The sequence below is a fragment of the Alteromonas sp. OM2203 genome (assembly GCF_048517045.1).
Classification (GTDB): domain Bacteria; phylum Pseudomonadota; class Gammaproteobacteria; order Enterobacterales; family Alteromonadaceae; genus Alteromonas; species Alteromonas gracilis.
Genome location: NZ_CP183209.1, coordinates 657,539 through 671,881 on the forward strand (window position 1 = coordinate 657,539; position 14,343 = coordinate 671,881).

11 protein-coding genes are annotated in these 14,343 nt (G+C 46.3%); 10 read left to right on the forward strand and 1 reads right to left on the reverse strand.

Annotated features, from left to right (window positions below):
* Window positions 1-102: 102 nt before the first annotated feature.
* The 6 genes from nirB (at window position 103) to ACM0P2_RS02985 (ending at window position 8,462) form a co-directional block, all read left to right on the forward strand.
* Window positions 103-2,652 (forward strand): nitrite reductase large subunit NirB, encoded by a 2,550-nt coding sequence (nirB, locus tag ACM0P2_RS02960; RefSeq protein ID WP_159119565.1) that lies wholly within the window; start codon window positions 103-105, stop codon window positions 2,650-2,652.
* Between the two features lie 57 nt (window positions 2,653-2,709).
* The gene (gene nirD, locus ACM0P2_RS02965; protein WP_159119564.1) at window positions 2,710-3,078 is read left to right on the forward strand and encodes a nitrite reductase small subunit NirD; all 369 of its coding nucleotides are present in this window, start codon (window positions 2,710-2,712) and stop codon (window positions 3,076-3,078) included.
* Window positions 3,079-3,166: 88 nt separating this feature from the next.
* Complete coding sequence (locus ACM0P2_RS02970; RefSeq protein ID WP_159119563.1) at window positions 3,167-6,085, forward strand: nitrate reductase; 2,919 nt, start codon at window positions 3,167-3,169, stop codon at window positions 6,083-6,085.
* Between the two features lie 12 nt (window positions 6,086-6,097).
* Window positions 6,098-7,075, forward strand: a complete 978-nt coding sequence (cobA, locus tag ACM0P2_RS02975) for a uroporphyrinogen-III C-methyltransferase (protein WP_159119562.1) — start codon at window positions 6,098-6,100, stop codon at window positions 7,073-7,075.
* The gene (locus tag ACM0P2_RS02980) at window positions 7,059-8,045 is read left to right on the forward strand and encodes a glycosyl transferase family protein (RefSeq protein WP_159119561.1); all 987 of its coding nucleotides are present in this window, start codon (window positions 7,059-7,061) and stop codon (window positions 8,043-8,045) included. Before cobA ends, ACM0P2_RS02980 begins: the two co-directional genes overlap by 17 nt.
* A 225-nt stretch (window positions 8,046-8,270) precedes the next feature.
* Window positions 8,271-8,462 carry a hypothetical protein gene (locus ACM0P2_RS02985; RefSeq protein WP_419227267.1) on the forward strand — a complete coding sequence of 64 codons (192 nt, stop codon included), beginning with the start codon at window positions 8,271-8,273 and terminating at the stop codon, window positions 8,460-8,462.
* Here the strand turns inward: ACM0P2_RS02985 and ACM0P2_RS02990 are convergent.
* Window positions 8,451-8,726 (reverse strand): hypothetical protein, encoded by a 276-nt coding sequence (locus ACM0P2_RS02990; protein ID WP_236547147.1) that lies wholly within the window; start codon window positions 8,724-8,726, stop codon window positions 8,451-8,453. The genes ACM0P2_RS02985 and ACM0P2_RS02990 overlap by 12 nt on opposite strands.
* Window positions 8,727-8,961: 235 nt before the next feature.
* On the opposite strand from ACM0P2_RS02990, the gene ACM0P2_RS02995 reads away from it, so the two are divergent.
* From ACM0P2_RS02995 to ACM0P2_RS03010, 4 genes are all read left to right on the forward strand, one after another.
* Window positions 8,962-10,278, forward strand: a complete 1,317-nt coding sequence (locus ACM0P2_RS02995) for a methyl-accepting chemotaxis protein (protein WP_173360123.1) — start codon at window positions 8,962-8,964, stop codon at window positions 10,276-10,278.
* 579 nt (window positions 10,279-10,857) lie between these two features.
* Window positions 10,858-12,267, forward strand: coding sequence for a CmpA/NrtA family ABC transporter substrate-binding protein (locus ACM0P2_RS03000; protein WP_159119559.1), 1,410 nt, complete (start codon window positions 10,858-10,860; stop codon window positions 12,265-12,267).
* Between the two features lie 87 nt (window positions 12,268-12,354).
* Window positions 12,355-13,350: an ABC transporter permease gene (locus tag ACM0P2_RS03005; RefSeq protein ID WP_201282659.1), complete on the forward strand. Its 996-nt coding sequence runs from the start codon at window positions 12,355-12,357 to the stop codon at window positions 13,348-13,350.
* Between the two features lie 16 nt (window positions 13,351-13,366).
* Complete coding sequence (locus ACM0P2_RS03010) at window positions 13,367-14,242, forward strand: ABC transporter ATP-binding protein (RefSeq protein WP_159119558.1); 876 nt, start codon at window positions 13,367-13,369, stop codon at window positions 14,240-14,242.
* The last annotated feature ends 101 nt before the right edge of the window (window positions 14,243-14,343 follow it).

A 14,343-nucleotide genomic window follows, 5' to 3' on the forward strand; every position in this document is an offset into this window, starting at 1 on the left:
GTATGCTGATCTTAAGTGTCAGTATTAGCAAAATAGGCAACGAAGCCCGCATCAACGAAAGTTGAAGCGGGCTTTTTTTTGTCCCGAAAAAAGGGGAATACCATGACTTCATTGGACTCAAAAACGCAAATTGTCGTCGTAGGCAACGGCATGGTGGGGCATCATTTTGTTGAGCAGCTTCACCAAAGCGATGCCAATGTAGAAATAACCGTTTTATGCGGCGAGTCACGCCTCGCGTACGACCGCGTTTATCTGTCATCTTTTTTTAGCGGCGCGAGTGCTGATGACTTAGCGCTTACTACACCCGCTCAGTACGCCGAATGGGGCGTAAACGTAGTCACCAATGCCTTAGTGACCGATATTGACCGTGACCATAATAAAGTTACGACTTCAGAAGGGCAGGTGTTCAACTACGACAAGCTGGTTCTTGCCACCGGTTCTTATCCTTTCGTGCCTCCCATTCCCGGGAACGACCAAGAGCATTGCTTGGTCTATCGCACCATAGACGACCTGCTCGCTATTGAAGCGTCAGCAGCGGTGAGCAAAGTAGGTGTTGTCGTAGGTGGCGGTCTTCTAGGTTTAGAGGCAGCGAATGCCTTAAAGCAAGCTGGGCTAGATACTCACGTGGTCGAATTTGCGCCACAGCTTATGGCAGTGCAGCTAGACCAAGCCGGTGGGACCGTGCTTAAAGACAAAATTGAAGATTTAGGCGTAACCGTTCATACCCAAAAAGCAACCCAAACTATCGAGGCCGGTGATACTTGCCGCTATAAAATGGTGTTTGCAGACGGCACTGCACTAGAAACTGATATGATTTTATTCTCTGCCGGTATTCGACCTTCTGATCAGCTCGGCAGAAAGTCAGCGCTAACACTGGGTGAGCGCGGCGGTATTGTCATTGATAGCCACTGCTTGACGTCTGACCCTAATATTTACGCGGTGGGCGAATGTGCACTGTGGGATAACAAAATTTTTGGCCTGGTTGCACCTGGCTACACCATGGCGCGAACCGCAGTAAGTCATATCACCGGCGGCGATGCCGAGTTCGCTGGCGCAGACATGAGTACCAAACTCAAACTAATGGGTGTGGAAGTGGGCTCCATTGGCGATGCACACGAACGTACAGAAGGTGCTCTAAGCTACACCTATTTGAATCAGCCTGATGGCGTGTATAAAAAGCTGGTAATAGATAGCGAACAAAAGCTCGTGCTTGGTGCTGTACTCGTTGGTGATACCAGCGACTACGATACGCTATTACAATATGCGCTTAACGGCATCGAACTGCCTGAACATCCAGAGAGCCTCATTCTTCCATCATCCGATGCCGCACCAGCATTAGGTGCCGATGCACTGCCGGACACCGCCTCTATTTGTTCGTGTCTAAACGTGACAAAGGGCGACATTGTCTCAGCTATAGAAGGTGGCTGCTGCAGCGTTGGCGATGTAAAAGGCGAAACCAAAGCCAGCACAGGGTGTGGTGGTTGTGCCGCCCTGCTTAAAAATGTAGTGGATTGCGAGCTTGAAAAGCGCGGTGTGGAAGTATCAAAAGCCATTTGTGAGCACTTCAACCACACCCGACAAGAGCTGTTTCACATTGTTAAAGTTAACGGCATTCGCACCTTCGACGAACTACTTGAACAGCATGGTGAAGGTTTAGGTTGTGAAATTTGTAAACCTGCTGTCGGCTCAATTTTAGCCTCGGTGTATAACGACTACATTCTTAAGGCTTCACATCTTCCTCTGCAAGACACCAACGATATCTACCTTGGCAACATGCAAAAAGATGGAACTTACTCGGTTGTACCGCGTGTACCTGGTGGCGAAATAACGCCTGAGAAGTTGATTCTGCTCGGCGAAGTGGCAAAAGAATACAACCTGTACACCAAGATCACGGGTGGTCAGCGCATTGATTTATTTGGTGCGCGCGTAGAGCACTTACCGGATATCTGGGAAAAACTGGTCGCTGGTGGTTTTGAAACCGGCCATGCTTACGCGAAGGCACTGCGTACAGTGAAATCGTGTGTGGGCAGCACATGGTGCCGCTACGGTGTACAGGATTCTGTTGGCACTGCCATTGACTTAGAGAATCGTTATAAAGGCTTACGTGCGCCGCACAAAATTAAATTTGCCGTCTCGGGGTGTACCCGTGAGTGCGCAGAAGCCCAAAGCAAAGACATTGGCGTTATTGCTACCGAGCAAGGTTGGAACCTGTATGTGTGCGGGAATGGCGGCATGAAGCCTCGACATGCAGACCTGTTTGCCACCGACCTAGATACCGAAACCCTTATTAAGTACATCGACCGCGTGCTGATGTTTTATGTGAAAACGGCCGACCGCTTACAGCGCACATCGGTGTGGATGGATAACTTAGAAGGCGGTTTAGCTTACTTGCAAGACGTTGTGATAAACGATGCTCTTGGCATTAATGGTGAGCTTGAAGCACAGATGGATGCTGTGGTTGATGCTTATCAGTGCGAATGGAAAACCACTATTGAAGATCCTGAATCTCGTAAGCGTTTCCGTCAATTTGTAAACAGTAGTGCCAGCGACACCAATATTCAGTTTGTTTCAGAGCGCGGACAGGTTCGCCCAGCCACGGAAGCTGAAAAAGTAGCAGGGAAGGAGCAATTTATTCCCGTCTCTATGGTGTAGCCCATAGACTTAATGGTGTAGCCACTGGCTTATCAACCTTGTTAGGAGATACAAATTATGACAGCTGCGCAAAACATAATAGCGTCGGAACAGGCAGTGCAATGGCACCTTGTTTGTGAGACGAAGGACCTAGTGACAAACAGTGGCGTTTGCGCCCTTGTTGACTCACAGCAAGTAGCGCTTTTTTGCTTGAAAATAAAGGGCGAAACTCAGGTTTTTGCCATTAGTAACTACGATCCTATTGGTAAAGCAAACGTGCTTTATCGTGGGCTTTTGGGGTCGATAGGCGGCGCACCAGTTGTCGCTTCGCCGCTGTACAAAGAGCATTACTTTTTAGAAACGGGGCTGTGTAAAGAGCACGATGATGTATTCGTCACGGCTTACCCTGTAAAGGTAGAGGGCGAGAAGGTATTTGTAGGCATTTAAGCGAACAGCCCTTATTTGAATGCCCATATGAATAAAACCTTCTTGCAAAAACGCATTCAATTACTGCGAAATCGAAAAAGGTAATGACATGAATATGGCTACACGACAACCCGACATGATGTCTGAACAATTAAGACAAACAACATGCCCTTACTGCGGCGTAGGGTGTGGTGTAGATATCAGTTGCAACGTAAGCACGCGTGCCATAACCCTGGACACTGTTAAAGGCACGCCAGAGCATCCCGCCAATTATGGAAGATTGTGTGTTAAAGGAACCAACCTGCTTGAAACAAATGACCTAAATGGACGTTTGCTACACCCAACCATAGCAGGTCAACCGGTGGATTGGGACACGGCCACCGATGTTATTGCGGATAAGATCACATCTACCATTGCGCAGTATGGCGCGGATGCCGTTGCTTTTTATGTATCAGGCCAGCTTCTCACCGAAGACTATTACATTGCCAATAAACTTATGAAAGGTTATATCGGCAGTGCCAATATAGATACCAACTCTCGTCTTTGCATGTCATCAGCCGTAGCCGCTTATAAGCGCGCCTTTGGTGAAGACGTGGTGCCTTGTGATTACACCGACTTAGAGTGTACAGATTTATTAGTCATCACCGGCAGCAATACGGCGTGGGCGCACCCCGTGCTTTTTCAGCGCATTCAGCGAGCAAAGCTGAAGAACCCAAATATGAAAGTCATTGTCGTCGACCCGCGCAAAACCGAAACCTGTACGATAGCCGACTTACACCTTCCTATAAAACCAGGTAGCGACGTAGCGCTGTTTAACGGCTTGCTAAGCTATGCAAACGCACAAGGTAGAATAGATAGGACCACCGTAGAGACCTATGCCGAGGGGCTTGATAAAGCGCTTGAAAGTGCGAGTAGCTTAACGCTGGATGACGTGGCTAGCGTATGCGGTATAGAAAAAAGCAAGGTTAAGGCTTTTTTCGGCGCATTCTGTGAAGCATCTAGTGCCATTACTTTTTATTCTATGGGCGTGAACCAGTCTTCTGCTGGCGTAGATAAAGCCCAAGCCATTATTAACTGCCACCTAGCTACAGACTTGATTGCCAAAGACGGGTGTGGGCCGTTTTCCATCACAGGTCAGCCCAATGCCATGGGGGGGCGTGAAGTCGGTGGTTTAGCTAACATGCTAGCTGCCCACATGGATTTAGAAAACCCTGAGCATATCGAAGCAGTAAAAACCTACTGGGACGCACCTGTTATGCCCAAAGGGCAGGGGCTCAAAGCTGTAGACCTCTTTAACGCAATAGAAAGTGGCAAGGTTAAATTCGTTTGGATAATGGGTACTAACCCTGTTGTCAGTATGCCCAATCGCGGGCAAGTTGAGCGCGCACTTTCAAAGTGCGAGATGGTCGTAGTGTCTGATATTGTTGAATCGAATGATACGCTTAACTACGCTCACATTGCCCTTCCTGCCACGGGGTGGTCGGAAAAAGACGGCACAGTGACGAACTCAGAGCGCCGTATTTCACGTCAGCGCGGTATATTGCCCCCACCTGGAAGTGCAAAACACGATTGGCAAACCATGTGTAACGTGGCGGCTAAAATGGGTTTTGGCGAGGCATTCAACTTTACCCATCCGTCACAAATATTCTGCGAATACGCTGGCTTAACTGGCTATCACAATAATGGTAAACGCCAGTTAGACCTATCACCTTTGCAAGGGCTTAGTGAAGCTCAGTACAATGGTCTATCACCTGTTCAGTGGCCTTTTTATAACGCAGCTTTAAATACGTCTTCACCTGGCGCTAAGCTCGAAGCAAACAATAAGCCTAATCTTATTAGCAAGCGCCCCTTTGAAGATAAGCAGTTTTCGACGCCTAGCGGTAAAGCTAAGCTCATCCCAGTAACCTATAAAGCGCCATTGCAGGTGACATCAGATGCTTACCCTTTTGTAGTTAACAGCGGTCGAGCGCGAGATCAATGGCATACTATGACGCGCACAGGTAAAGCCGCAAAGTTACTTGCCCATATGCCCAGCGCATACGTGCATATCAACCCTAAAGATGCAGCTGAATTGGGCGTTGAAAGCGGAGATCTTGTTTCTCTTTCAAGTGCAGTATGTAAAGACGCCCCAGTTATCTACCCTGTAAAAATGGATACGGATATGCGCAAAGGGGAAGTATTCATTCCCATTCATTGGTCGGCACAATGGGGGTCTCACAGTAAGCTAGGTGCACTTTACGCCAGCGCGGTAGACCCTATTTCAGGGCAGCCTGAATTAAAACACGCTGCTGTGGCCATTGCGCCTGTACATTACGCTACCTATGGGAAACTCTTTTTTTCATCAAAAATACAATCGTCACACAGCTTAAAAACAAGCATTGATAATCCAAACATTGATAATCATGATACGCTAAAGGAAATGTGTGATTACTGGAACAAAACTCCGCTTGAGGCCGAAAGCGCTACATCAAAAGAAAGTAGTACTGAAGAAGCGCTATCAGTATTAAACGTAGCTTCGAACAAAGGTCGTCGAGATTTTACACAAGGGTTGATACCTCTGCTGCCGCAAAACGCGGTGCTATTGCAGTTTCATCACCATGCATACTCAGTATGCTTAGCACTTGTCGATGACGTACTCTGTTTCGCGGCGTTTTTAGGCAATGAGCCAGAAAAGACTGCAAGGGCTCCAGCAGACGCACATACAACAGCGGCGGCAGCGCCACATTCAACAAGCACATGGTCAGTACCTAACGAATGGCTAGCCAGTCTTCTCAATACATCTATTTCCACAGACATACAGCGCAATTTATTGCGAGGCCAGGTGGATGAAGCGTTTCTAAATGGCGATGTAGTTTGTAGCTGCTTTGAAGTACGAGAAAAGACCATTACAAATGCCGTTGAAGAAGGCTGTAGTTCGGTGGCAGAGCTTGGTGAAGCATTAAAGTGCGGCACCAACTGTGGTTCTTGCAAGCCCGCCTTGTCTCAGCTTATCGACAAGCATTTAGTCATAGAAATTCAATCTATTTAGGAGCGTTAAATCATGTCAATTGCATCCAGTTGGTCGTTACCGTTTTTGCGCACCTTATTCAAACAGCAGAAACCTTTGTTTAATCTTTTTTATCACGATGCTATTTCTACCACGACATCGACGACACGCCAGTGCTTCGACAATTCGAAAACTTCCGCTAAGCATTCGTACTTAGGCAGGTGGTTGAAGTTAGCAAGCAGGCAAAATGAAGGTCATAAACAAGGGCAGGTGTTCATAGTTGGTGCTGGCCCTGGCGATGCCGAGTTACTTACCCTGAAAGCGCTTCGTCTGTTACAACAAGCCGATGTCGTGCTGTTCGATGCCTTAGTCAGCGAAGATATTCTCGCGCTAATTCCCTCTAAAGTGGTGAAAGAGTACGTAGGGAAGCGCTGCAAAAAGCATAGCTTTACCCAAAATGCTATTTGTAAGCGCGTGGTTGAATTGGCAAGCAACGGTCACATTGTCGTGCGGTTAAAAGGCGGTGACCCAGCCCTATTTGCAAGAACCTGCGAAGAAACCGATGCACTCACAAATGCCAATATTCCCTTTGCTATTGTGCCAGGTATTACAGCGGCATCGGGTGTGTCGGCCTATACGGGTATCCCTTTAACCGATAGGCGCTGTGCTCAGTCAGTAAGTTTTATGACTGCACATTTTAAAGATGCAGATCAATGGCCTGAAATGGCTCCCATGGCGCAAAATGTGTTAAAGCAAACCATGGTAGTTTATATGGGGTTAAGCCGACTTGAAGGTCTGTGCAAAGGCTTGGTCCATCACAAGGTGCCAACCACATGGCCAGTAGCCGCAATTGAAAATGCCACTTCGCCTCAACAGCGCGTGATTACTGGCGTGCTTGCAGATATTCATAGCAAGGTAGAAGCAGCACATTTAACGGGGCCCACGTTACTTATATTTGGAAAGGTGGTAGAATCTCGTCAACAGGTAAATACACTTCTACTACATTCATCTGAGCATGCAACAACCATTTAGCGAGTACATAAAGATTATTGGTAAGGGTCAAAAAGGGGGGCGCAGTCTTACCCGTGATGAAGCTTATCATGCCATGAAAATGGTATTGGCCAATGAAGTGACAGGCGATCAACGCGGCGCATTTCTTATGTTGCTGCGTACCCGTGAAGAAACACCAGAAGAAGTTATTGGCTTTGTCGATGCATGCAGAGAGCTGATAGAGCCAGAAGTTAAAACCCTCACCCCCACGTTAGATATTGGGTGTTATGCCGGAAAACGCCGTCAGTTACCTTGGTACTTATTGGCCGTAGCGGTTCTAGCCAACAATGGTTACTCGGTTATGCTTCACGGTGCTCATGAGCCGGGGTCAGGGCGCCTTTATGCAAGTATAGCGTTACCTCAATTGGGCCTGCCTGAAGTTAGCAGTATTAGTGACGCCAAACAGCAGTTAGCAGAAATAGGCGTTACCTACCTTGATTTGTCTTATTTGCTGCCTGCGCTCGACACAATTATTAAGCTTCGTGAGGTGTTTGGCCTGCGTTCTTGCGCTAACACCCTTGCAAGGTTGTTGAATCCCACCGCTGCACAATTTTGCGTACAGGGCGTTTATCATATGCACCTTGACCACAAACACTGTCGCGTTAACGAAAATTACCCATCTAACGACGCGCTTTGCTTTCGTGGCGATGGCGGAGACCCTGAAGTCAACGGCGAGCGAGAAACCGAACTGTTCATTACTCGAAATGGCAGGACTGATGAAGTAATAATGCCGGTGATTGCCGACAAATGGGCACTTAAAGACAAAGACATGAACGTTAACGACATGCTTGATGTGTGGACGGGGAACGCGAGTAGCCTTTACGGTGAACAAGCCGTTTTGAGTACACTTGCCAGCTATCTAGTACTGCTACAAAAGTGTGATGTCGCAGATGCCTTGTCGCAGGCAAGGCAGCTTTGGGCACAGCGCGATAAAAGTTCAACGCCGTTTTAACCGTTCGGTACAATATCCGTTTAACTCCATCAAAGATCACACGTCCCGAGTATTGGTCAGATAGTCTGTGTTAGCTGCCTACTAAATAGAAGCTTAACCGCGGGGGGCGTAAAACCCTCTTGATCGAGGAAAGATAGTCAATCGTCGCATTGACTTAATCGTTGCTATACGTGTTAATAGTATGAACAAGGTTTCCTAAAACGGTGTTATGCGAATATAAATACCATGTTAAACAAACGCATCATTGATGTCGCTTTTATAACAGACAGTCGCTTGGACGAGAAAAATATGCTCGAAACTACGCGTCATCCTAATAGTATGGTACTTACACAGCAGGGCACCGCTGTCGTAGCTGGTTTCATGAAAAATGCTGGGTGGTTAGCAACGTCGTATACGGAACAGCCGTTAGAAGAATAGAGGCTGACGCAGAGTTAAACGAGCAACTCGTTGAATACGAAGCGCGTCTAAAGCAGTCCCGGTTTCATCCGTAATTACTGTCAGTTTAGGCGTTGCAACGGTTGAATTTGCTAAAAACGATAGTTGAGCGCTCACAGCAATTCTGAATGCTGCTAATAAAGCCTTGTACGACGCCAAATCGAGTGGACGGAACTGCTGCGTATATACATCGCCTCCGTAGTCGAAGACCATTGCAAGCTTGAAACTTACCGCCTCTGATTTCAAAGAAAAGAGGCTTTTATTACAAAAAAATGCTTCAACGCTTTTACTTTATTTTATTTTCGTTAGTTTCTAAAAATTTTTCTTTCCTCTGCTATCTTTAATCAAAAACAAAAATAGCTTATCGCTTCAGGCACTAATCATCACTAATTGTGTAATACCATATCTTACTTTAATTTGGGGAGCGCAAAGGGTTTGAGGGCTGAGCAGTGAGAGAAGCTTAGTTTATCAGGAGCACAGAATGTTTTTCAAAAATAAAGAGTTGCTAGCAGAGAACTCACGTTTGCAGAAGGAAATTGAGACATACCACACTGTTCAGGAAGAACTTCGCGAAGAAATGCTTTATGTCGAGTTAAAACCTGACGGTAGAGTTAGCGCAATTAACGATTTATGTGTTCAGGCTACTGGCTACTCAGTCGCAGAATTAGAGGGAAAGTCTCTTGAAAGTATAATGAGTCAAAATGCGCTCAAAAAGCCCGCTGCACAGGATATGCTTGGTGCTATAAAAACGCATCGCCATTGGCACGTTGCGGTCAGCTTTCAAGATGCAAAAGGGCAAGAAATGTGGGTGCGAGGTATTGTGCAGCCCGTTGATGATGCGTATGGAAATGTAAAATATATTGCTTTCTACATGGCAGAGCAAACGCGAAACATCACTCAAAGCAACGAATTGCGCGATATGATTGCTGCACTTCACCGCTCATCCGCAGTTATTGAGTTTAATTTAGATGGAACGATAATAACAGCGAACGAAAACTTTCTTAGAGGTATGGGCTACTCGATAGAGCAGATAGAAGGTAAGCATCATAGGATTTTTTGTACAGAAGAAGAAGCTAATTCCGAAGAGTATAAACATTTCTGGCGCGATCTAGCCGCAGGGAAATTAGAGTCCGGAAGGTTTAAACGAATTGATAGTAGGGGAAACGAAGTTTGGTTAGAAGCGTCGTATAACCCTATCAGAAATGAAGACGGAAACCTTTATAAAGTGGTTAAGTTTGCTACTGTCATTACCGAACAAATGCAGAGAGAATTCGCCATTTCTGAAGTGGCAAACGTGGCGTTTAATATATCCCAAGAGACGGGAGAGCAGGCGCGCAAAGGTAACGAAGTACTTAATGCTACAGTGAAAGCAATGAATGAACTTACGACGCAGATGGGTAATGCTAGCGAAGGCATTAAAGACCTCGATGAGCAATCTCAGAAAGTGGCTGATTTGGTCAAAAGTATTAGCGGGATTGCTGACCAAACCAATTTACTTGCGCTGAACGCGGCTATTGAGGCTGCACGTGCGGGTGATCAAGGTAGAGGGTTTGCCGTCGTTGCCGACGAGGTTAGACAATTGGCTTCACGGACAAGTAGTGCAACTGAAGAAATAGTAAACGTGGTGGTTGAGAACAGAAAGCTCACGGAGAATGCGGTTCAGTTAATTGAGGCTGGGCAAGAAAAAGCTCGTGAAGCACTTGAATACTCAACGCAATCCGGCCAGGCAATGGAAGAGATCCAAGGCGGGGCCAATGAGGTGGTTAACGCCATCGGACAATTTACTAAACGTCTGTAGAACAGAGCGCCTACCTCTCGTATTGAGCTCATCTATCCATTCAGATTTATTCAATTGTGGTGCTTATTTAATCGCACCACGGTTGAACACCTCCCCCGTTTTGGTGCACCAAACCTCTCATTGTATTGTAACTACGCGCGCTTATTTTAAACTATTTATATAATTATCAAAGCTTTAAAATTTTGGCACGTTGACTGCAAACCTAAACGTGCAAAATAACGGTGCCGTATAAGGCAGCGAATGCGACACGGCTGCTTAGGCATCGTGAATGCAAAACATTTTCCATAGTGTGAATAAGAAAAATTATTGGGAATCAGTGGAGAGTAGTAGGGAAGCTCCAACTTCTCCTACATTTATGGCAAATGATAATAACAATAAAAAAGACGGTTTTATTAAGCTAAAGCTTTTATATAACCTCCCTTTAAGATGAGGTGTGTGAGCGGGAATTCCTGACTTACCAATAACAACTTGATGCGTTAGTAATTACTCCGATGTTACTAACACGGCAACGAAGCCCACCGTGCTAGACATGTAAATGTCTATAGCTGGTGGGTTTTTTTTTGGCTACGAGGAACACGTATGACTGGGTTAAAGACAACATCATTACTAAAACGCTTTAGAGCGGTGGGCGCAAACGTTTGTGCTGCACTTGTCGTTTCTGTAGCAACATTTTCAACATCTGTTTCAGCACAAGCGCCCGCAGTAGGATGGCCAGAGAAAGAAGAGCTGAAATTCGGTTTTATTAAACTGACAGATATGGCACCGCTTGCTGTGGCGTATGAAAAAGGCTTTTTCGAAGATGAAGGGCTTTACGTCACATTAGAAGCGCAAGCTAACTGGAAAGTGCTGCTAGATCGGGTTATTGATGGCCAGCTAGATGGCGCTCACATGCTTGCCGGTCAACCAATTGGCGCGACTATTGGATTCGGTACGGAATCTCATGTAGTTACTGCGTTTAGCATGGACCTAAACGGCAATGGCATTACTGTATCAAACGAGATTTGGGAGAAAATGAAGGCGCACATTCCACAGGAAGATGGTAAGCCTGTACACCCAATAAAAGCTGATTATCTTAAACCGGTCGTTGATGAATACCGCAATGCCGGTAAACCTTTCAATATGGGCATGGTATTTCCTGTTTCTACCCACAACTACGAGCTACGTTATTGGCTAGCAGCAGGTGGCATTCACCCAGGTTACTACGCCCCTCACAAAGGTGATACCGCAGGCCAAATCGATGCACAAGCGCTATTGTCTGTCACACCACCACCACAGATGCCAGCGACAATGGAGGCGGGTACTATTTATGGATACTGCGTGGGTGAGCCATGGAACCAGCAAGCGGTATTTAAAGGCATTGGTGTACCTGTAATTACTGATTATGAAATCTGGAAAAACAACCCTGAAAAAGTGTTTGGTGTAAGCCAAGGTTGGGCTGACAAGTATCCAAATACTCACATACGTGTGGTAAAAGCCTTAATTCGTGCAGCAATGTGGTTGGATGAAAACGACAACGCTAACCGTCCTGAAGCAGTAAAAATTCTTGCTAAAAGCAACTACGTTGGCGCAGACGAAGACGTACTGGCTAACAGCATGACGGGCACCTTCGAATACGAAAAAGGCGACAAGCGTGACGTGCCAGACTTCAATGTATTCTTCCGCTACAACGCCACTTACCCCTACTACAGTGATGCAATTTGGTATCTCACACAAATGCGCCGCTGGGGACAAATTTCAGAAGCTAAGTCTGACGACTGGTACAAAGAAACGGCCAAAAAAGTCTACAAGCCAGAAGTTTATGCCCAAGCTGCTAAAGCACTTATCGCTGAGGGTAAGGCAAAGGCTTCTGATTTCCCTGAGTTTAAAACGGAAACGGGTTATAAGCCGCCTCAGAGCGAGTTTATTGATGGCGTAACGTTTGATGGAAGCAAGCCTAACGCTTACTTAGAGCAATTTGATATTGGTCTTAAAGGCGACACTGTTCTGTAAGTGTTTCGTAATGTAGCCCCGTCCATCCAATGGTTAAGGCGGGGCATCCAAAGCGCAATAGCGCACATTAAATATCAGGAGCAAGCAATGAGCAAGATGACAACTATTCTTCGCCTTCCATCATCGCCGTCAAACGCGAACTCTCTATTGAGTCGCTTATATCAATCCACGCCTGCGTTGTTGCTGCCTGTAATCGGCTTGCTGATGTTTCTGGTCATTTGGAATGGGGTTGCAAAAAGTATCGATACGTCGTTAGGCCAATTCCCGGGCCCTTCACAAGTGTTTGAGCAAGCGGGGACACTAGTCGACGAGCATGTCGCCCAGCGTGAAAAGGCAGGCGCGTTCTATCAACGCCAAGAGGAACGAAATGCAGCTCGTGTGGCGCAAGACCCTACTTATGAGCCGAAGGTACGAGACTTTACCGGTGCACCCACTTTCTTCGATCAAATTTGGACCAGCCTCTACACCGTTATGGTTGGATTTTTTATTGCATCAGTAGTCGCAGTCCCATTGGGAATTTTGTGTGGTTTAAGTAAATCAGCCTACACGGCAATAAACCCGCTTATTCAGTTATTCAAACCCGTTTCGCCACTAGCATGGTTACCACTAGTCACTATGGTAGTAAGTGCGCTTTATGTCAGTGATGACCCAGCGTTTTCAAAGTCATTTGTTACTTCTGCTTTTACGGTCTCGCTTTGTTGTCTATGGCCAACCCTTATTAACACTGCCGTAGGGGTTTCAAATATTGAAAAAGATCTTATCAACGTGAGCAAAGTGCTGCGTCTAACGCCTTTCTCTCACCTTACGAAAATAGTATTGCCATCTTCAATCCCAATGATTTTCACTGGGCTTCGACTATCGCTTGGTATTGGTTGGATGGTACTCATAGCAGCGGAAATGCTTGCCCAAAACCCAGGGTTAGGAAAGTTTGTCTGGGATGAGTTTCAAAACGGTAGTTCTGAATCTTTAGCCCGAATAATGGTGGCAGTATTAACTATTGGTGCCATCGGCTTTGTACTGGACCGTTTAATGTTATCAATTCAGCGTGCGGTAAGCTGGGATAAGTCGAGCGTATTACGCTAATTTTGAGGAGAAATTTATGCACACTAAACACCTAGAGTTAGAGCAGGTAGGTATCGACTTCCCAACTCCAAAGGGCCCCTTTACTGCGCTTCAAGATGTAAATCTTAAAATCAGTAAAGGTGAATTCGTATCACTAATTGGTCACTCTGGCTGCGGAAAATCGACTGTGCTGAATATTATCGCGGGTTTACACCAAGCGACTTCTGGTGGCGTAATTTTAGACGGTGCTGAAGTAAAGCAGCCTGGACCAGAGCGCGCCGTAGTATTTCAAAATCACTCTTTATTACCTTGGCTTACGGTATACAAGAATGTTGAGCTGGCGGTTAAATCGACCATGCGAGGCAAGAGTAAAAACGAGATGCGTGACTGGATCATGCATAACTTAGAACTTGTGCACATGACCCACGCCCTCGACAAATTGCCCAGTGAAATCTCTGGGGGGATGAAACAGCGAGTGGGCATTGCCCGTGCGCTGGCTATGGAGCCTAAAGTGTTATTGATGGATGAACCGTTCGGCGCGCTAGACGCATTAACGCGCGCTCACCTTCAAGACTCTTTAATGGAAATTCATGCTGATTTGGGTAATACCGTCATCATGATTACCCATGACGTGGATGAGGCCGTGTTGCTATCTGATCGCATCGTAATGATGAACAATGGGCCCGCCGCCACCATTGGTGAAATTCTAGATATTGAGTTGGCTCGCCCCCGTGACCGATTAGCGCTTGCAGACAACAAACAATATAACCACTACCGACATGAGGTCTTAACCTTCCTTTACGACAAGCAGAAAAAGGTTGAAACCGTTACTTCACGTACTAACAACGGAACATCAAAACCCAGCGGGGTGACATCTGAAAAAAAAGACACTAAAAAATCAGATGCTGCCTAGCAATATCGGCATCTGATAAGGGCGGTAGCTTCAACGCCCACAACCCATGAATTTCACTTTTCAACCGGCATTTTTATGCTGGCTGGGCAAGTGTTGACTAA